Source organism: Paenibacillus thiaminolyticus (assembly GCF_003591545.1).
Lineage (GTDB): Bacteria > Bacillota > Bacilli > Paenibacillales > Paenibacillaceae > Paenibacillus_B > Paenibacillus_B thiaminolyticus_A.
On sequence record NZ_QYZD01000001.1, the window covers coordinates 1 to 17,817 of the forward strand.

Genomic DNA, 17,817 nt, shown 5'->3' on the forward strand with positions numbered 1-17,817 from the left:
AGTGACATTATCTCAGAACAGTTATAGGGTGACATTATCACAGAAGAACAACATAAGAACCGCTGAGGGATTGACGATGACGTTGATACGTGATAATATTACCTTTAAATTTTTACTTCATTTTGCTAATAAATTAACTTGGTAGTACTTTACCATATTAAAGCAAAAGTATGAAATACGGGGTGAGTCCATGTCGAAGCCGAGAATGTTCGAGAAGCCATCCGGCGTGCGGGATTATTTGCCGGAAGCGGTTCGCAAGCTAAGAGAAATCGAGCGGAAGGTGCTCCATACGATGGAGTGCTGGGGATATGCACAAATTATTACCCCGACGATGGAATTCTATGACACGGTGGGGACGGCTAGCGCTACCTCCGATCAGAAGCTGTTCAAGCTGCTGAACCAGCGCGGGACGCCGATGGTGCTGCGTTCGGATATGACGGGGCCAATCGCGCGCGTCGTCTCTTCCTTGCTCGGGAAGGAGCCGTTCCCGATCCGCCTGTCCTATCATGCAAATGTGTTCCGGGCGATGGAGGAAGAGGCGGGGCGGGAGGCCGAGTTTTTCCAGACGGGCGCGGAGCTGGCGGGCGACGGTTCGCCGGAGGCCGATGCGGAGGTGATCGCGCTGGCGATCGCCTGCCTGAAGGCCTCGGGAATCGAGCGGTTCAAAGTAGCGCTTGGCCATCATGGATACGTGCAGAGCTTGTTCGAGGATGCGCTTCCCGGGGAAGAGGAGAACCAGCTGCGCCTGAAGCAGCTGCTGATTCAGCGCGACGTGGTCGGCTACCGGGCGCAGGCAAGCCTGCTCGGGCTGGATGCCGAGCGGCTTGAGCCGTTGGAGGCGCTGCTGCAGCTCCGGGGCGGCCGCGAGGTGCTGGATCAGGCGCGCGCGCTGTCCGGCAAGCCGGAGATGGCTGCTTCTCTTGATCATTTGGAGCAAGTATGGGAAGTGCTGGAGGCGTATGGGGTTGCGGAGCATCTGCTGCTTGATTTGACGATGCTGGGGGACTTTTCTTATTATACGGGCACGATTTTTGAAGGATATGCCGCAGACATGGGGTTCCCGGTCATGAGCGGCGGGCGTTATGATCATTTGCTGCAGCAATTCGGCCGTCCTGCTCCGGCGACGGGCTTCGCGCTCAAGACGACGCGCATTATCGATGCCTTGTCCCGGCCTGGCGAGAACGAAGAAGAGCAGGCGAAGCCGGTGCTGATTCAATATGAGGCGGCCAGACGGGCGGAAGCCTTGACGGAAGCCGGCCGGCTGCGGGCGGAAGGCGTTATTGCTGTTACGCGGCTGCTGATAGACGAAGCGGCGGGAGTGACATCCCGGGAAGGGATGGAAGCCGCGGGCCAGCCGCAGGGCCGCTACCACGAGGTGCTCACCTTCGTGCAATCGTGATGCAGAAGAGATGATGGGAGCGAGGCCGGGAGTGGAAATGGGGCTTCGCCTCGCGGCCCGCGAGAAGACAGGAGGGATACGATGCAGGATTGGTTGAAGGTGGCCATGCCGAAGGGACGGATCTACAAGCAGGCTTCCATGCTGTTCCGCGATGCGGGGCTGCCGGTCCCCGAGGATGAAGAGGATTCCCGCAAGCTGATCATTGATGTGCCGGAAGCGCGCATGCAGTTCATTATGGCGAAGCCGGTCGACGTTCCGACTTATGTCGAATACGGGGTTGCGGATGTCGGTATCGCCGGCAAAGATGTGCTGATGGAAGAGAACAAGGATGTCTATGAGCTGCTCGATCTTGGCATCGCCCGCTGCCGGATGTCGGTGATTGGCCTTCCGTCATGGAAGCCATCCATTCATCTGCGGGTCGCGACGAAGTATCCGAATGTCGCCTCGCAGTATTTCCGGGAGCAAGGGCAGCAGGTGGAAGTGATTAAGCTGAACGGATCGATTGAGTTGGCTCCGTTAATCGGGCTGGCTGATCGGATCGTCGATATGGTCGAGACGGGCAAGACGTTGAAGGAGAACGGGCTGGTGGAGCTGGAAGAGATGTTCGGGATTACGAGCCGGCTCATCGCGAACCGGGTCAGTTACCGGATGAAGAATGAAGCGATTCAGCAGCTGTGCGACCGGATTCAGCGCGTCGTGCCAGCTGTAGGCGGTGCGGGCCTTCGCCGTCCGCTTCGCGCTTCGTCGACCGCGATGAAGGGTGTCCGCGGTTAATAGCTGAATCAGCGGCCGAATCGGTGGCGAATCGGCAACCGGCCTTCGCAGCCAGTTATGGAGGACGCGGGTGATCGGGACGGTTGGAGCCGGGAATTGCGGTTAGGTTCGTGTACTTTGATCCGGAGTTATGTGGGTAATTGTGGATTTATACAGATAGCAGATACATTGCGAGAGATATGGAAGGATAGATGGAACTGCGGGAACGCGGGCGATCGGGGATTTGCTGTTGGATAGAGCCGAGGATACGACGAACGCGCGCGATACATTTCAGGAGAGGACGGGAAGAGCAGCATGCGGATTATCGAAGCAGCGGATTGGCGTGTTGAGCGTAAGGTAGATTACGGAACCCGGGAACAGTTGGAGACGGTTCAGGCGATTATCCGGGACGTGCGGAAGGAGGGGGATGGAGCGGTCCTTCGCTATACCGGACAGTTCGACCGGATGGAGCTGGCTCCGGCGCAACTGCGCATCGCTCCGGCGGAGATTGAGGCGGCCTACGGGCAAGTGAAGGACGCCTTCCTCGCCGCCTTGCGCGAGGCGGCCGCGAATATCCGCGCCTTCCACGAGAAGCAGAAGCGCACGTCATGGATGGATTTCCAGCCGGACGGCACGCTGCTGGGGCAAATTATGCGGCCGCTGAAGCGGGTCGGCGTCTATGTGCCCGGCGGGAGCGCGTCTTATCCTTCCTCCGTCCTGATGAACGTCGTTCCTGCCCAGGTCGCGGGCGTGCCCGAGATCGTCATGGTCACCCCGCCATCGACCGGCGGGAAGGGCGGGATCGACCCGCATATTCTGGTCGCGGCGGCGGAGGCTGGCGTGAAGGAGATCTACCAGGTTGGCGGGGCGCAGGCGATCGCCGCCCTGGCTTACGGCACGGAGACGCTCGCTCCGGTCGACAAAATCTGCGGGCCAGGCAATATTTATGTCGCCCTGGCGAAGCGCGAAGTGTACGGCGCGGTCGATATCGACAGCATCGCCGGCCCTTCCGAGATTGTCGTCTTGGCGGATGCGACGGCCACGCCGGCTTATGTGGCGGCCGATCTGCTGTCCCAGGCCGAGCATGACGCGATGGCATCGGCCGTGCTCGTCACCGACTCGCGCCCGCTGGCGGAGGCGGTGGCCGCCGAGGTGGAGCGCCAGCTCGCCTCGCTGCCGCGCCGGGAAATTGCGGCGAAGTCGATCGAAGGCTATGGCGCGATCATGGTCGTGCCCGGGCTGAAGGAAGGCGTGGAGCTGATCAACCGCCTCGCGCCGGAGCATCTGGAGATTATGACGTCCGACCCGATGGAATGGGTAGGCGCGATCGAGAATGCCGGGGCGATCTTCCTTGGCGAGTATAGCTCCGAGCCGGTAGGCGACTATTACGCCGGGCCGAACCATATCATTCCGACGAATGGCACAGCACGCTTCTCTTCGCCGGTCGACGTCGATATGTTCATGAAGAAGTCGAGTCTGATCCGGTACAGCCGGGAGGCGCTGCAGCGGGACGGGGAGCGGATTATGGAGCTGGCCCGCCACGAAGGTCTGGAGGCGCATGCCCGCGCGATCGGAATCCGGCTCGGGCAGATGAAGGAATAGACAGCGGCCGCCGAGGCAGAGGAAGCTGTCCGGCGGGCGGTACCGCAACACAGCATACACGAGAAGAAGGGCGGAACGATCAATGGAGTATGGAGCATTGCAAACGCGGGAAGCGGCCATTGCCCGCACAACGAATGAGACGGATATACAGTTGTCGTTCAATGTAGACGGAAGCGGCACAAGCCGCCTAGAGACGGGCGTGCCATTCCTGAACCATATGCTGGACCTGTTCGCGAAGCACGGCCAATTCGATCTCGCGGTCCGGGCGGATGGCGATACGGACATTGATGACCACCATACAGTGGAGGATATCGGCATCTGTCTTGGCCAGGCGCTGCGCGAGGCGCTCGGGAACAAGGCGGGCATCCGGCGCTATGCCTCAGTCTTCGTGCCGATGGACGAGGCGCTTGCTCAAGTCGTCATCGATCTGAGCAATCGGCCTCATATCGAGCACCGCGCTGTCTATCCGTCCGCCCGGGTCGGCGCGTTCGATACCGAGCTGGTGCATGAGTTTCTATGGAAGCTGGCGCTGGAGAGCCGGATGACGCTCCATGTTATCGTTCATTACGGGCAGAACACGCACCATATTATCGAAGCCGTGTTCAAGGCGCTGGGGCGGGCGCTGGATGAAGCGACCGCGATCGATCCGCGCGTGCAAGGAGTTCCGTCCACTAAGGGAGTGCTGTAAGCGATGATTGCGGTATTGGATTACGGAATGGGGAACTTGCACAGCGTCAGCACGGCGGTGGAACGCCTTGGCTATGAAGCGGCTATCTGCCGCGAGCCCGAGCAGCTGGCAGAGGCCGCGGGCATCATTCTGCCCGGCGTCGGCGCGTTCGGCGATGCGATGGAATCGCTGCAGGCGACCGGCCTGGGCCGGGCGTTCACGGAGGCGGTGCAGGCCGGCAAGCCGGCGCTCGGCATCTGCCTCGGCATGCAGCTGCTCTTCGAGGAAGGGGAAGAGCACGGCCGCCATGCCGGTCTCGGGCTGCTGCCCGGCCGGGTCGTCCGCTTCGAGGGCGGCCACTACAAGGTGCCGCATATGGGCTGGAACCGGCTGCAATGGCAGCAGCCGGATCATGTGCTGACCGCAGGGCTGGAGGAAGGGCATGTCTACTTCGTCCACTCGTATCATGTGCTGGCCGAGAAGCAGGAGGATGTCATTGCGACCTGCCAATACGGAGGCCGGGCGGTGACGGCGATGGTCGGCCGGGGCCGTCTGTACGGCATGCAGTTCCACCCCGAGAAGAGCGGGGAAGTGGGCCGGCGCCTGCTGGAGCGGTTCCTCCAGTTGGCCGAGGGCCCGGGACGGATTCGGGATTGAGCTACAATCCGAGACCGGAGGGGCTCTGTCGTTAAATAGGCTCTGTTGCCTAAGGGTCCATCGCGAGGGCGAAGGCGGAGGCACGGGCAAGGAAAAGCACGAGACGTAAGCGGGAGGCATGAGCAGAAAAGTGCACGGTAGGGGCGATGATGGGCGAAAGCTGCAAAAGTGCGCGGCAGGGGCGATAATGGGCGAAAGCTGCAAAAGTGCAGTTTTTTTGACTGTTTCTGCTGTGAAAAGAAGAAATTCCTGCAGCGTTGCATCAATTTCGTGAAATAAAGGGTGAAATGCGGAATACATGGGAAAAATGATGTATTTTTGCAGGATTGGCGTCGAATACGCTTGCCCCAAAAAATAAAACTGTAATTTTGCAGGATTGGTGGGGCTGCGGGAGCACGTGTGGGTGTTGCAGCTAAAGTGAGCAAGAAGGAGAGCACGGAAGCGTAAGGGGGGGGAGTGAAGGTTTTTGAGTGGCGTTTGAGTGGGGGTTGTCTGGGGTTTGAGTGACAAGGAGGTAAGTGTATGACGGCATTTACAATTTATCCGGCCATCGATATTCGGGGAGGACGCTGTGTTCGGCTCGTGCAGGGCGATTACGGCCAGGAGACGGTCTATGACGAATCCCCGCTTGATGTGGCGCGCCGCTGGGAGCGGGAGGGCGCGTCCTGGATACATCTCGTCGATCTGGACGGCGCCAAGGCCGGGCACCCGGTCAATGACCGGCTTATCGGAGAGATCGCCCGCACCGTCGGCGTGCCGGTGCAGGTCGGCGGCGGCTTGCGGACGCGAGCGGATGTGGAGCGGCTGCTGGAAGCGGGCGTGGCGCGGGTCATTCTCGGCACGGCCGCGATTGAGGATCGCGCGTTCGTCGAAGACGTGCTGTCCCGGCACGGCGGCCATGTCGCGATCGGCATCGATGCGCGCGACGGCTATGTCGCGACGCGGGGGTGGCTCGAGACGTCGGAGGTGCAGGCAGAAGCGCTGGCCTGCCAGCTGGCTGAGGTTGGCGCGAAGACGTTTATTTTTACGGATATTTCCCGCGACGGCATGATGCGCGGGCCGAATGTGGAGGCGATCACGGCGTTGGCCCGGGCTTGTGGCCAGCAGGTCATCGCCTCGGGCGGCGTCAGCAGCATGGCGGATGTGGAGACGCTGGCCGCTCGGGCGAAGGACGGGGTCAGCGGCGCCATTATCGGGAAGGCGCTGTATACCGGCAGCGTTCGCCTGGAGGAGGCGATCCGGTTGGCTGAAGCGGCCGGAAGCAGCGGGCGCTAGCCGACGGTCTAGCGGGTCGATCCGCCGGTCTAAGTGGGTCGATGGCCGATTCGGCCTGGTCTAAAGGGCCTGAGGATAAAGGGTCTGAAGAATGGACAGCCGATGCGAATGCCATGAGATTGAATGGACGCCTGCGAGGAATGGAGGAATGCAAATGTTAGCCAAACGAATCATCCCTTGCCTCGACGTCAAGGACGGACGGGTCGTCAAGGGCGTTAACTTCGTGCAACTGCGCGATGCCGGCGATCCGGTGGAGCTGGCCGCCCTGTATGATCGGGAGGGCGCCGATGAATTGGTCTTTCTGGACATCTCTGCTTCGGTGGAGGGCCGGGCCACGATGGTCGAGGTCGTCCGGCAGACGGCGGCCGAGATCTCGATTCCCTTCACGGTGGGCGGCGGCATCGGACATGTCGATGATATGATGCGGATTCTGCGCGCGGGCGCAGACAAGATCGGAATCAATACGGCGGCGGTGCAGCAGCCGTCCCTCATTCGCGACGGGGCGCGCCGCTTCGGCTCGCAGTGCATCGTCGTCGCGGTGGACGCCCGCTATCATGAGGAGTGGGGCGAATGGGAGGTCTATATTCACGGCGGGCGCACGCCAACCGGTCTTCGAGCGGTGGAATGGGCTCGGGAGGCCGAGAAGCTGGGAGCCGGCGAGATCCTGCTGACGAGCATGGATGCGGATGGAACGAAGGACGGCTTCGATGTTCGGCTGACCCGCGCCGTGTCCGATGCGGTGGGCATTCCGGTTATCGCTTCCGGCGGTGCCGGGCGTACCGAGCATTTCCTGGAGGCGTTCCAGCAAGGCGGGGCGGATGCGGCGTTGGCGGCGTCCATTTTCCACTATAAAGAGGTATCGGTACAGGAAGTTAAAGAGACGCTGCGCCAGCAAGGAGTGAATGTGCGATGACAGAATCGAGAGTGACAGCCGGATTGAGCGCCTATGGAGAGGTGTTGGCGGATCGCATCCGTTGGGACGGACAGGGACTCGTGCCGGCGATCGTGCAGGATGCGGGGACCCGGGAGGTGCTGATGATGGCCTATATGAACCGCGAGTCGCTCCTGAAGTCATACGAGACGGGGGAGACGGTCTTCTGGAGCCGCTCCCGGAAGGAGCTGTGGCATAAAGGCGCCACCAGCGGCAACACCCAGCGCATTGTCGAGATGGCCGCCGATTGTGACGGGGATACGCTGCTTATTCAGGTGATCCCGAACGGTCCTGCATGCCATACGGGCACGTATACCTGCTTCGACGCAGACCGCAGCGAGACGGCCCCGCTGTCTGAAGAGACGGAGGGGCTGGGGGCGAGGTCCGGGGCTGGTGCAGAGGATACGGCACTGGCTGCGGATCCGTATCGGGTGCTGGCGGAGCTGGAGCAGGTCATCGCCGAACGGGAGGAGGAGCGGCCTAAAGGGGCGTATACGACGTATTTATTTGATTCCGGACTCGATAAAATATTGAAAAAGATTGGCGAAGAGAGCGCCGAGGTTCTGATTGCCGCCAAAAACGGCGATAATAAAGAGCTGACCGGCGAGGCCGGGGATTTGCTCTTCCATCTGCTTGTGCTGCTGCGCGAACGGAAGCTGCCGTTCGCGCAGGTGCTGAATGAGCTGGAGCGCCGGCACCAAGGGCCGCGCCGCGATACCTATCATGCGCACGGCAAGATCAAGCCTTCAACTGAATCGTAAGCAGCTTCATGAGCGGACGCCTGTTCCATATTTTCGCGGAGCGGGGGGCCGCTTTTTTGCGTCCAGGAGGCGGAAGCGCCCTTAGCCGGGGCCGTCTTGTCTGCACGAAATGCGGAATGCGGCTACGCGGAGTGATGCCATGAGTCGGTTGCCCGCCTGAGAAGGTTGCGACATTGTGGGAGTGTCTCTCCTCGGGTAGTGGTATGATTGTCTCTCCTTGTGGTAGAAATATCCATGCGCATCCGCCTCGGAACGGCTCGACGAAGGGGTGGGGGAAGGCGCGTCATTATGGTATACTGAAGGTTATGTATACAACGATGATGCGGCAGGAGGTGCCTTGGCGATGGCAGGAGAGAAGCCACATCGAACCAGCAGGGACAACGCGGATGCACATGGCAACGTCGTGATGTTCCCGGTAGATGCGGCCGCGTATTCCGATCGCGCGGTAAAATTATTAGATCGGCTGCAATATGACAAGGCATTGCGGTATTTCCGCAGAGCGGCCGAATGCGAGCCTGGCGATGCGGTTCACCAGTGCAATCTGGCTGGGGCGTTGGCGGAGACGGGGCGCTTCGAGGAGTCGAATCTCATCCTCCGCCATATTGTGAATGAGCTCGATCCATCCATGAGTGAATGTTATTACTATATGGCGAATAATTTCGCTTATCTTGAATGCTATCAGGAGGCGGAGGCGGCGCTCGATATTTACTTGGCGCTGGATCCGCAGGGGGCCTACGGCAGCGAGGCGCTGGAAATGAAGGAAATGCTTCATGACGAGATGAATCGGCCCGGGTCGTACCCGGGATCCCGGCCGCCCGCCAATGCGGCGGCCTTCGAAGAAGCGGCGAGAGGCTTGAAGGAGGCCGCTGCCGCTTTGAGCGGCGCCGCGGAGTCCGAGGCAAGCGGCGAGCCGGCGAATACGGCCGGACAAGCCCTCCGGGAAGCCCAGAGCGGGCAGGAAGCCGAGCATCATCAAGCCCGGCGGATGATGGAAGAAGGCCGGTTCTTGGAGGCGGGGCGTATTCTCGAGCGGCTGCTTCAGGCGGAGCCCGACGATCTGCCTGCCCGGAACAATCTGGCGCTGGCCTATTATTATATGGGCTTCTTCAAGGAAGCCAGCGAGATGCTTCATCAGGTGCTTGAGCTGGATCCCGGCCATTTGCACGCCCTATGTAATCTGGCCATATTCGAGCGTCAGGCCGGGCGAACGGAACAGGAGCGGGAGTTGATGGAGAGGCTGGCGAAGCTGCAGCCGTTCCATCGGGAGCCGGCCTTCAAGCTGGCGAACACGCTGGGCATTCTCGGCCGGCATGAGGAGGCTTACCGCCATCTTCGGCGCCTGCTCGCGACCGGATCGCCTGCCGAGCCGGGCGTCTATCATTGCGCGGCGGTCGCGGCCTGCCATCTCGGCCGGTACGATGAAGCGGCCGGCTGGTGGGCAGCCTGCCGGCGCCTGGATCCGGAGAGCGGCATCGGCTCGTATTACTTGGAGCTGCTTCAGCAACGCGGAGGAGGCCATCCGGATCCGATGCCTAGCTATCATTACCGCATTCCTTACGAGGCGAAGGCGCGCCCCGGACGGCGGGCCGAACGGTCCGCGGCAGCGGAACGGGAAGTCCGGACCGAAGCCGGAGAACCGGGAGCGGCCGCCGAATGGGAGCGGCAGTTGAAGTCGGATCCGCTCGTCCGCTCATCCTTGTTCTGGGCGCTGCGCTCGGGCGACTCCGCGACGAAGCTGCAGGCGCTTCAGGCGATGAGCCTGATTAATGACGAAGAGGCGAAGCAGACGCTCCGGGGGCTGCTGCTCGATCCGGAGCAGGATGGCTACGTGAAGGAGTTGACCATATATGTGCTGCGCTTGCTCGGCGTTGAGGACGCGCTTGAAGTGGAATGGAACGGCAAGAAGCAGCTCGTGGACGGATATCATCTGCTAAGCGGGCTTCCGAGATGGGAACCGGGCTGGCAGCAGGTAATCGATGCGATCCGGACCGGGATGAATGGCCGCTATGACTTGATTCAGATGCATGACGCGGAGAAGATCTGGATTGAATTTCTCCGTCGGTCATATCCTAATGAAGTGCCGCGAATCGCGAAGGCGGACAGCTGGGCGGCGGCGATTGAATATATCATCGCGAAGAAGCACGGCCACCCGATCACGAGCAGCGAGGCGGGGGAACGGTACGCCGTATCCGCCGCGACGGTCGCCAAGCATGCCAAGCGCATAGAAGAGGCATTCCGTGCAGAGACAACCGAAAAGAACATCTACCAATAGACGCGTTTTCCCAGGTCGATAGGCGTATTTACAAAGTAGCTTTTCTGCACCGGGAAGAGGATTGCAGTATAGGATGCCGAGTTGCGTTCCCCCTTTGTGCGCAGAAGCGGACTTTTTGAATAACCTCTAATAGTGAAGGAGGCCTTTTATTATGGAGAAGAAAGTGTATAAATCGGTCGTTATCGGAACAGGACCTGCGGGTTACACCGCAGCGATCTATCTGGCGCGGGCCAATCTGAATCCGCTCGTTATTGAAGGTCCGCAGCCGGGAGGCCAGCTTACGACGACAACCGATGTAGAGAACTTCCCTGGATTCCCGGACGGGATTATGGGCCCTGAACTGATGGAAAACATGCGCAAGCAGGCGGAGCGCTTCGGCACGACGTTCGTGACAGGCTGGGTAACGGAGATCGATACGTCGCAGCGTCCGTTCAAGCTGACGGGCGAAGGTCTGGAGGAAATCTGGGCCGAGACGCTCATTATTTCGACCGGAGCCAGCGCGAAATATTTGAACATCCCTGGAGAGCAGGATAATATCGGCAAAGGGGTCAGCGCATGCGCGACCTGCGACGGCTTCTTCTTCCGGGGCAAAAAAATCGTCGTCATCGGCGGCGGAGACTCGGCGATGGAGGAAGCTAGCTTCCTGACTCGCTTCGCATCCGAGCTGACGATTGTGCACCGCCGCGATGAGCTGCGCGCCTCCAAGATTATGCAGGACCGGGCACGCGAGAACGAGAAGATCTCCTGGGCTCTGAACCGCACGCCGCTGGAGGTGCTGGCGACGGGTATGGGCGTGACCGGCCTCAAAGTGCGCAACAACGAGACGGGCGTAGAGGAAGTAATCGAGACGGACGGCCTGTTCGTCGCGATCGGGCATAAGCCGAATACCGATTTCCTGCGCGGCAAGGTGGAGCTGAACGAGCACGGCTACGTAATCGTGAAGCCGGGCACGACGGAGACGAGTGTCCCGGGCATCTTCGCGGCCGGCGATGTGCAGGATATGAAATACCGCCAAGCGATTACTGCGGCCGGATCCGGCTGCCAGGCAGCACTTGACTGTGAGAAATTCCTGGAAGGCAGCATGGTCCATGACTGGAGCAAGACATTGGGCTAACCATTCCGCATGACTGGGATTTCCGGGAGCGGGATTCAGGCTTTCCGGTACCGATAAAGTAGATTTTTTGCAACATTTTCATCGTTGAGACGGAGCCTGCGGGCTCCGTATTTGATCTCGCTAGCGGACGGCAGCGCGCGGGCAGAATCGGCCCGGGAAGAGCCTTGAACGCCCCTCCGGGCAGGCCGCGCACGCCTTGACCTGTTTACAGCGTTCGCGTATAGTGGGAACTGAAGTAACATACGATTAAGGATACGATTACAACTACAAAGGTGGATGACGCATGTCTGAGCAAATCTACGTGGGTGTCGATTTGGGCGGAACGGCTATCAAGGTTGGTATTTGTGATACGGAAGGCCGGCTGCTGCAAACATTTGAAGGTCCGACTGAAGTTGCCAAGGGCCACGATACCGTCATAGACAACATTGAGAACTATATTCGCCGAATCGTGGAGGAGTCGCCTTACGATTGGAGCCAGGTGGCTGGAATTGGTGCAGGGGTCGCTGGGTTTACAAATGTGAAGGAAGGCGTTATCTTGTTGGCGCCCAACGTAGGCTTCAAGGATGTGCCGATTCGTGCCATATTGGAAGCGCGGCTAGGCAAGCCGGTCAAGATTGACAATGATGCCAATGTGGCCGCCTTGGGAGAAGCGTGGAGCGGCGCGGGCAAAGGCATCGATAACTGCGTCTGTTATACGCTGGGAACCGGCGTCGGCGGCGGCATTATCATCAATGGGAAGATTGTACAAGGATTTTCCGGCATGGCCGGAGAGCTGGGCCATATCGCTGTCATTCCGGATCTGGAAGCGATTCAATGTGGCTGCGGCAAGATAGGCTGCCTGGAGACGGTATCCTCCGCAACCGGCATCATTCGCATGGCGAAGGACGCGGTGGAGCGCGGCGATCGCACGTCCCTGTCGCTGCTGGAGGACATCGCGGCGAAGGATGTGTTCGATGCGGCGAAGGCTGGAGACGAGGTTGCCGTTCGCATTATCTCGCGCGCAGCCTTCTACTTGGGCAAATCAATGGCTGCGGTCGCCGTCACCTTGAATCCGGAGCGCTTCATAATCGGCGGCGGCTTGTCGAAGGCGGGCGAGTTCTTGTTCGAGCAAATCCGTGAGACGTTCAAGAAGCTATCACCTGAACCGGTTACGCGCGGCGTATCGATCGTGCCGGCTGAGCTAGGCAATGATGCGGGTATGATTGGTGCGGCTGGATTGTTCTTGCGTTCGTAATCGGCATTGGTAAGGGAGAGGACGGACGATGATCGAGTCAACAGAAACGGCAGCGCTTGCTAAATTAGTCATTATTACGGGGATGTCAGGGGCCGGCAAGACCATCGCGGTACAAAGCCTGGAGGATCTCGGATTTTTTTGCGTAGATAACTTGCCGCCTGTTCTGATTCCCAAATTTGCGGAGCTGATTGAGCAATCCAAAGGGAAAATCGGGAAGGTCGCACTCGTCATCGATTTGCGGGGGCGAGAGTTCTTCACGGCGTTATCGGAGTCTTTGAATTATATTAGAGAACATTATACAATTAATTGTGAAATTTTGTTCTTGGATGCGACGGATGAAGTTCTCGTCCAACGCTACAAGGAGAGCCGGCGCCGCCATCCGCTGAAGCCGAACGGCATGCCGCTGGAAGGCATCAAGATGGAGCGCAAGCTGCTGGAGGATTTGAAGGGCTGGGCCAATCAAGTGATTGACACGAGCACTCTCAAGCCGGCACAGCTCAAAGAACGCATCGTCTCGAGGTTCACGCAGGCCGATCAGAACCGCATGTCGGTCAACGTTACCTCATTCGGCTTCAAATATGGGGTTCCAATCGATGCGGATCTCATTTTTGACGTGCGGTTTCTGCCGAATCCTCATTATGTAGATCAGCTGCGTCCGCATACCGGCCAAGATATCGAAGTCTATGACTATGTCATGAAATGGCCGGAGACGCAGACCTTTCTGAGCAAGCTGCTCGACTTGCTTCAATTTTTGCTTCCTCAATACCGCAAAGAAGGGAAGAGCCAAGTCGTCATCGGCATTGGCTGTACTGGCGGGAAGCACCGTTCCGTGGCTGTCGCGGAATATTTGGGCCGCACGATTGGTTCCAGCGAGACGGAGGTCGTTCGCGTAAGCCATCGGGATTCCGAACGCGATCGGCATTGATGGGGGGATACTGAAGTGCGGATAGGAGAAGAGAGCGAGCTGCCGCGCATCGTCGTTATGGGCGGCGGTACCGGCCTGTCTGTCATGCTGCGCGGCCTGAAGGAGAAGCCGTTGGACATTACGGCTATCGTCACGGTCGCCGATGACGGCGGAAGTTCCGGTATTTTGCGCCAGGAACTGCAAATGCCGCCGCCGGGGGATATTCGCAACGTCTTGACGGCGTTGGCGGATGTGGAGCCCTCGTTGTCAGAGATGCTGAAATACCGCTTCCCGAATGGAACCGGCCTGGCTGGGCATAGCCTTGGGAATCTCATCCTGGCGGCCATGACGGATATAACGGGCGACTTCGTCGCGGGCATCCGTGAATTAAGCCGGGTACTGGCCGTTCGCGGGCGCGTGCTGCCGGCCGCCAATCAGGCGATTGTGCTGAATGCGGAGATGAACGACGGCACCATCGTGGAGGGCGAGTCTGCGATACCGCAGGCAGGCCAGCGCATCAAGCGGGTCTTCTTCGAACCGGAGCAGGTGGAGGCGCTTCCTGAGGCCGTGCAGGCGCTGCAGGAGGCGGATGCGATCCTGGTCGGTCCGGGAAGTCTATATACGAGTATTATCCCGACACTGCTTGTCCCGAAGCTGGCACAAGCGGTCAAGGAGTCGGTCGCCGTCAAAATCTTCGTCTGCAACGTCATGACGCAGCCGGGAGAGACGGATAATTACAAGGTCAGTGACCATCTCGAAGCCATCCAGCAGCATGTAGGCGAGCATCTCTTCGATTATGTCATCGTTAATGACGGAGAGATCCCGCCGCAAGTGCAGGACCGCTACGCCGAGCAGGGGGCGCGTGCAGTGCATTTGGATTTGGATGAAGTGACGAAGAGAGGTTACAAGGTGATCGCCGATTCCCTCGTATTGTTCCGCACGTATTTGCGGCATGATGCGGAAAAGCTGAGCCATCACATTTATCAGCTGGTGGAGAATTGGATGTTACGAAAGAGGTGAGCGGAGAATGTCCTTTGCAGCGCAGACGAAAAAGGAATTGACGTTAATTGAGTCCGATGCATGCTGTGAACGGGCAGAATTGGCAGCGTTAATGCGCATGAACGGCTCCGTCCAGCTCTCTTCGAACCGCAAGGTCATTCTGGATATTTCGACGGAGAACGCGGCGATTGCCCGCCGGATATACACGTTCATCAAAAAGTTCTATCAGGTGCATACGGAATTGCTGGTGCGTAAAAAAATGCGCTTGAAGAAAAATAATGTGTATATCGTCCGCATTCCTTCCCAGGTGCAGGAGATTCTGCATGATCTGCATATCGTATCCGAGGGGTTCCAGTTCACCGATGGAATAGATAAGCGGATTATCGCGAACAATTGCTGTAAACGGGCTTATTTGCGGGGGGCGTTTCTTGCCGGCGGATCGGTTAACAATCCGGAGGGATCCTCTTACCATCTCGAGATTTCATCGATGTACGAAGAGCATTGCAAGGCTATTGTTGAATTGGCCAATGAATTCCGGCTCAATGCCCGGTTCATCGAACGCAAAAAAGGGTTCGTGCTGTACATTAAAGAAGGCGAGAAGATCATTGAGTTCCTCAATATTATCGGCGCGCATCAGGCGTTGTTCAAGTTCGAAGACGTCCGCATCATGCGGGATATGCGGAACTCCGTGAACCGGATTGTCAACTGCGAGACGGCGAATCTGAACAAGACGATTGGCGCGGCCGTGCGCCAGATCGAGAATATCCGCCTGATTGAGAAGGAGATTGGGTTGGAGCAGCTTCCAGACAAGCTCCGGGAAGTGGCGGAGGTGCGCTTGGCTCATCCTGATCTGAATCTGAAGGAAGTCGGCGAGATGCTCAAGGGGAAGGTCAGTAAGTCCGGAGTCAATCACCGGCTGCGGAAAATTGATGAATTGGCTGAAAGAATAAGAAACGGATGAATTTTATTCCTAGTGCACCATCGTTTAAAATGCTATAATGTGATAAACTGAAGAAAATGGCGTAAACGTGAATTGATTAGTAAACTATACAGGAAATGTAGGGGGTATGATCCGCATGGCTCAACAACCAGTTGTGGTACGTTTGAAGACAGGATTGCATGCACGACCGGCGGCCTTGTTCGTTCAAGAAGCGAATAAATATTCTTCGGATATCTTCGTGGAAAAGGAAGATAAAAAAGTAAATGCGAAGAGCATTATGGGGATCATGAGTCTTGCAATCGGCTCAGGCACGTCCATCACCATTACGGCAGACGGTGCGGACGCAGAACAGGCTGTAAGCGCTTTAGTGTCCTTGGTCAGCAAGGAAGAGTTGGAAAACTAATTGGACCTGCATGCCGGCTGAAGGCAGAAGGCAGATGATACAGGAAGGGCGGCGGAAATGACTGCCGCCTATTTCCATACCGAGTGTCTGGCGAGCCCGGCGCCTCTATGCAGGCGCCGGGCTCGTCTGCCGTTATTCCTGGAACCGGAATCAAGACAGGACCTGAGCATGACGCTCAGGTCCTGTGTCATATACGCCAGGGCTTACCATTGGCTGAATACATCGGCGGTGCCCTTCACATTGCCCCGGATGCGGATGCGGTACCTCTCGCCATCCTTGATTCCCTTGAAGGCGACTTCGTCCGCAGTCCAGCCGACATACCCCGTCTTGGTGTCTTCCCTAATCCAGCCGGACCATGGATAATACCGTTCCAGCTCGACATCGAATTCGGTGTTGTTCCCGGTATTTTTCTCTGTGGTGAGATAGACCAAAATATTTTTGCGGTGGCTGTCCTTCGGAATATCGATATCGTTCGGAATCTGATAGTGGGTCGTTGTCTGGAAGCTGGCGGTCCAGTGGTAGATGGCCGTGCCGTCGAAAGGAACCACGTTCTTTATGTAGATCTGGGAGCTCCCGCGTTCAGGTACATTCTGTTGATTCAACTCGTGTTGGCCGGAACCTTGCGCGAACAAGGTGGCAGGGGAAAGGAGACTGACTGCCATAGCGATTACGGCGACACGTTTCATCCATTTATGCACAAACAACAGAAATTCCCTCCTTTTTCAACATATAGGATAATTACAAGTAGAATGTAACATAAGTTACATCAAATGACAATGAAAATCAGGTACACGATCGAACAGCAGCGGCTCACATGAAGGACGCAGAGGCGGCCGGAAAATAATTCATGCGTCGGGTGCAACATATTTGGTGATACCCTCGTTTAAATCGTAAGCAAGTTGATAATCTTACCAATATAAGCGATGGAGGGGTATGGGATGATGAATGTGAACCCACAGAGACGGAAGTGGCGGCGGACGGCGGTGGCAGCCGTCGTCGTCGGCACATTGCTGTTCGGCGCATGGGGAGCTGCAGCTCCGCAGTCGGTACAAGCGGCAGGGGAGGCTTCGATCATGGAAAAAAACACGATTACGGTCATGGGACAAGGCGAATTGGAGGTTACGCCGGATATTGCTTATGTCGATATCGTCACGGAATCGAAGGCGGATACGGCGGCGCAAGCCCAAAAGCTGAATGCCGCGGCATTCGACAAGGCGAAGCAGGTGTTGACCAAATACGGGATTGCGGATACCCAAGTGAAAACGACCGATTTTTCCGTCAACCCGGTCTATAAATATGCGGAGAACAGCGAACCGAAGGTCGTCGGTTATGAAGCCCGCCATGCCGTTCGCGTCGCTTACCGCGACCTCGCGAAGCTGGGCAATCTGGTGGACGCGGTAGCCGGAGCCGATGCGACACGGGTGCAGCAGATTCAATTCGATATCGAGAAGCGCGACGCCTTCGAATCTCAAGTGCTTGAAAAGGCTGTGAAGCATGCGTCGAGCAAGGCGGGCGCGCTGGCCAAGGCAGCCAATCGCCAGATCGGACCGGCGCTTGCGATTGTGGAATCCGGCGCGGACTGGCAGCCGGTCCGGGTCATGAGCGAGAAGCTGTCGATGATGAACGCTTCCGCCGCTGACGCTGCCGGCTCGGCTCCTCAGGGCGGTCAGGTGAAGCTGCGCGCGCAAGTGCAGGTTATGTTCGAAATGAAATAAGAGCCTAAAGACGAAGGCCCCTTCCCGCGCCGCGACGATTCGCGTACGGGCGAGGGGCCTTTGCGCGGGGTTACAAAAATGTGGGTGGGAGCCCTTTAGATGGATGAAATGAGTCAATCCATTGAAGATGAATGTATGCAATTGTCGAAATTACGTAAAAATAGTTGTATCACTAAGCAAAACGATGTATA

17 protein-coding genes are annotated in these 17,817 nt (G+C 58.1%); 16 read left to right on the forward strand and 1 reads right to left on the reverse strand.

Annotated elements, in window-relative coordinates; translation table 11 throughout:
• Nucleotides 1-190 precede the first annotated feature (190 nt).
• The 15 genes from DQX05_RS00005 to DQX05_RS00075 all read left to right on the forward strand — a co-directional run bounded on the left by DQX05_RS00005 (nucleotide 191) and on the right by DQX05_RS00075 (nucleotide 15,911).
• The gene (locus tag DQX05_RS00005) at nucleotides 191-1,399 is read left to right on the forward strand and encodes an ATP phosphoribosyltransferase regulatory subunit (RefSeq protein ID WP_119789822.1); all 1,209 of its coding nucleotides are present in this window, start codon (nucleotides 191-193) and stop codon (nucleotides 1,397-1,399) included.
• A gap of 81 nt (nucleotides 1,400-1,480) precedes the next feature.
• Nucleotides 1,481-2,173, forward strand: coding sequence for an ATP phosphoribosyltransferase (hisG, locus tag DQX05_RS00010; RefSeq protein ID WP_259391703.1), 693 nt, complete (start codon nucleotides 1,481-1,483; stop codon nucleotides 2,171-2,173).
• A gap of 294 nt (nucleotides 2,174-2,467) precedes the next feature.
• Nucleotides 2,468-3,754 (forward strand): histidinol dehydrogenase, encoded by a 1,287-nt coding sequence (gene hisD, locus DQX05_RS00015; RefSeq protein WP_119789824.1) that lies wholly within the window; start codon nucleotides 2,468-2,470, stop codon nucleotides 3,752-3,754.
• Nucleotides 3,755-3,836: 82 nt separating this feature from the next.
• Nucleotides 3,837-4,442, forward strand: coding sequence for an imidazoleglycerol-phosphate dehydratase HisB (gene hisB, locus DQX05_RS00020; RefSeq protein ID WP_119789825.1), 606 nt, complete (start codon nucleotides 3,837-3,839; stop codon nucleotides 4,440-4,442).
• 3 nt (nucleotides 4,443-4,445) lie between these two features.
• Nucleotides 4,446-5,078 (forward strand): imidazole glycerol phosphate synthase subunit HisH, encoded by a 633-nt coding sequence (hisH, locus tag DQX05_RS00025; protein WP_119789827.1) that lies wholly within the window; start codon nucleotides 4,446-4,448, stop codon nucleotides 5,076-5,078.
• 522 nt (nucleotides 5,079-5,600) lie between these two features.
• Nucleotides 5,601-6,353 carry a 1-(5-phosphoribosyl)-5-[(5-phosphoribosylamino)methylideneamino]imidazole-4-carboxamide isomerase gene (hisA, locus tag DQX05_RS00030; RefSeq protein WP_119789829.1) on the forward strand — a complete coding sequence of 251 codons (753 nt, stop codon included), beginning with the start codon at nucleotides 5,601-5,603 and terminating at the stop codon, nucleotides 6,351-6,353.
• Nucleotides 6,354-6,507: 154 nt separating this feature from the next.
• Nucleotides 6,508-7,266, forward strand: coding sequence for an imidazole glycerol phosphate synthase subunit HisF (gene hisF, locus DQX05_RS00035; protein ID WP_119789831.1), 759 nt, complete (start codon nucleotides 6,508-6,510; stop codon nucleotides 7,264-7,266).
• Nucleotides 7,263-8,045, forward strand: coding sequence for a bifunctional phosphoribosyl-AMP cyclohydrolase/phosphoribosyl-ATP diphosphatase HisIE (hisIE, locus tag DQX05_RS00040; RefSeq protein WP_119789833.1), 783 nt, complete (start codon nucleotides 7,263-7,265; stop codon nucleotides 8,043-8,045). The genes hisF and hisIE overlap by 4 nt, the downstream gene beginning before the upstream one ends.
• Nucleotides 8,046-8,388: 343 nt before the next feature.
• Nucleotides 8,389-10,317, forward strand: a complete 1,929-nt coding sequence (locus DQX05_RS00045) for a tetratricopeptide repeat protein (RefSeq protein WP_119789834.1) — start codon at nucleotides 8,389-8,391, stop codon at nucleotides 10,315-10,317.
• A 151-nt stretch (nucleotides 10,318-10,468) separates the two neighbouring features.
• Complete coding sequence (gene trxB / locus DQX05_RS00050; protein WP_119789836.1) at nucleotides 10,469-11,431, forward strand: thioredoxin-disulfide reductase; 963 nt, start codon at nucleotides 10,469-10,471, stop codon at nucleotides 11,429-11,431.
• 283 nt (nucleotides 11,432-11,714) lie between these two features.
• Entirely contained in the window at nucleotides 11,715-12,665 is a 951-nt protein-coding gene (locus DQX05_RS00055; protein WP_119789838.1) for an ROK family glucokinase, read from the forward strand.
• A 28-nt stretch (nucleotides 12,666-12,693) separates the two neighbouring features.
• Nucleotides 12,694-13,590: an RNase adapter RapZ gene (gene rapZ, locus DQX05_RS00060; RefSeq protein ID WP_119789839.1), complete on the forward strand. Its 897-nt coding sequence runs from the start codon at nucleotides 12,694-12,696 to the stop codon at nucleotides 13,588-13,590.
• A 57-nt stretch (nucleotides 13,591-13,647) separates the two neighbouring features.
• Entirely contained in the window at nucleotides 13,648-14,589 is a 942-nt protein-coding gene (locus tag DQX05_RS00065) for a gluconeogenesis factor YvcK family protein (protein WP_119790712.1), read from the forward strand.
• Nucleotides 14,590-14,596: 7 nt separating this feature from the next.
• A complete protein-coding gene (gene whiA / locus DQX05_RS00070) occupies nucleotides 14,597-15,529 on the forward strand; it encodes a DNA-binding protein WhiA (RefSeq protein ID WP_119789841.1) in 933 nt (310 codons plus the stop codon).
• A gap of 115 nt (nucleotides 15,530-15,644) precedes the next feature.
• A complete protein-coding gene (locus DQX05_RS00075; RefSeq protein WP_006678144.1) occupies nucleotides 15,645-15,911 on the forward strand; it encodes an HPr family phosphocarrier protein in 267 nt (88 codons plus the stop codon).
• A 203-nt stretch (nucleotides 15,912-16,114) separates the two neighbouring features.
• Here DQX05_RS00075 and DQX05_RS00080 read toward each other — a convergent pair whose 3' ends face one another.
• Nucleotides 16,115-16,615: a hypothetical protein gene (locus DQX05_RS00080; protein WP_119789843.1), complete on the reverse strand. Its 501-nt coding sequence runs from the start codon at nucleotides 16,613-16,615 to the stop codon at nucleotides 16,115-16,117.
• Nucleotides 16,616-16,849: 234 nt separating this feature from the next.
• On the opposite strand from DQX05_RS00080, the gene DQX05_RS00085 reads away from it, so the two are divergent.
• Nucleotides 16,850-17,626, forward strand: coding sequence for an SIMPL domain-containing protein (locus DQX05_RS00085; RefSeq protein WP_119789845.1), 777 nt, complete (start codon nucleotides 16,850-16,852; stop codon nucleotides 17,624-17,626).
• The last annotated feature ends 191 nt before the right edge of the window (nucleotides 17,627-17,817 follow it).

Bases quoted from the DNA above. Each gene is read 5' to 3' on its own strand.
- hisIE (WP_119789833.1), top strand. From the start codon at position 7,263: ATGACAGAATCGAGAGTGACAGCCGGATTGAGCGCCTATGGAGAGGTG.
- rapZ (WP_119789839.1), top strand. From the start codon at position 12,694: ATGATCGAGTCAACAGAAACGGCAGCGCTTGCTAAATTAGTCATTATT.
- hisB (WP_119789825.1), top strand. From the start codon at position 3,837: ATGGAGTATGGAGCATTGCAAACGCGGGAAGCGGCCATTGCCCGCACA.
- trxB (WP_119789836.1), top strand. From the start codon at position 10,469: ATGGAGAAGAAAGTGTATAAATCGGTCGTTATCGGAACAGGACCTGCG.
- DQX05_RS00075 (WP_006678144.1), top strand. From the start codon at position 15,645: ATGGCTCAACAACCAGTTGTGGTACGTTTGAAGACAGGATTGCATGCA.
- DQX05_RS00085 (WP_119789845.1), top strand. From the start codon at position 16,850: ATGATGAATGTGAACCCACAGAGACGGAAGTGGCGGCGGACGGCGGTG.
- hisH (WP_119789827.1), top strand. From the start codon at position 4,446: ATGATTGCGGTATTGGATTACGGAATGGGGAACTTGCACAGCGTCAGC.
- hisA (WP_119789829.1), top strand. From the start codon at position 5,601: ATGACGGCATTTACAATTTATCCGGCCATCGATATTCGGGGAGGACGC.
- DQX05_RS00045 (WP_119789834.1), top strand. From the start codon at position 8,389: ATGGCAGGAGAGAAGCCACATCGAACCAGCAGGGACAACGCGGATGCA.
- whiA (WP_119789841.1), top strand. From the start codon at position 14,597: ATGTCCTTTGCAGCGCAGACGAAAAAGGAATTGACGTTAATTGAGTCC.
- hisD (WP_119789824.1), top strand. From the start codon at position 2,468: ATGCGGATTATCGAAGCAGCGGATTGGCGTGTTGAGCGTAAGGTAGAT.
- DQX05_RS00065 (WP_119790712.1), top strand. From the start codon at position 13,648: ATGGGCGGCGGTACCGGCCTGTCTGTCATGCTGCGCGGCCTGAAGGAG.
- hisF (WP_119789831.1), top strand. From the start codon at position 6,508: ATGTTAGCCAAACGAATCATCCCTTGCCTCGACGTCAAGGACGGACGG.
- DQX05_RS00055 (WP_119789838.1), top strand. From the start codon at position 11,715: ATGTCTGAGCAAATCTACGTGGGTGTCGATTTGGGCGGAACGGCTATC.
- hisG (WP_259391703.1), top strand. From the start codon at position 1,481: ATGCAGGATTGGTTGAAGGTGGCCATGCCGAAGGGACGGATCTACAAG.
- DQX05_RS00005 (WP_119789822.1), top strand. From the start codon at position 191: ATGTCGAAGCCGAGAATGTTCGAGAAGCCATCCGGCGTGCGGGATTAT.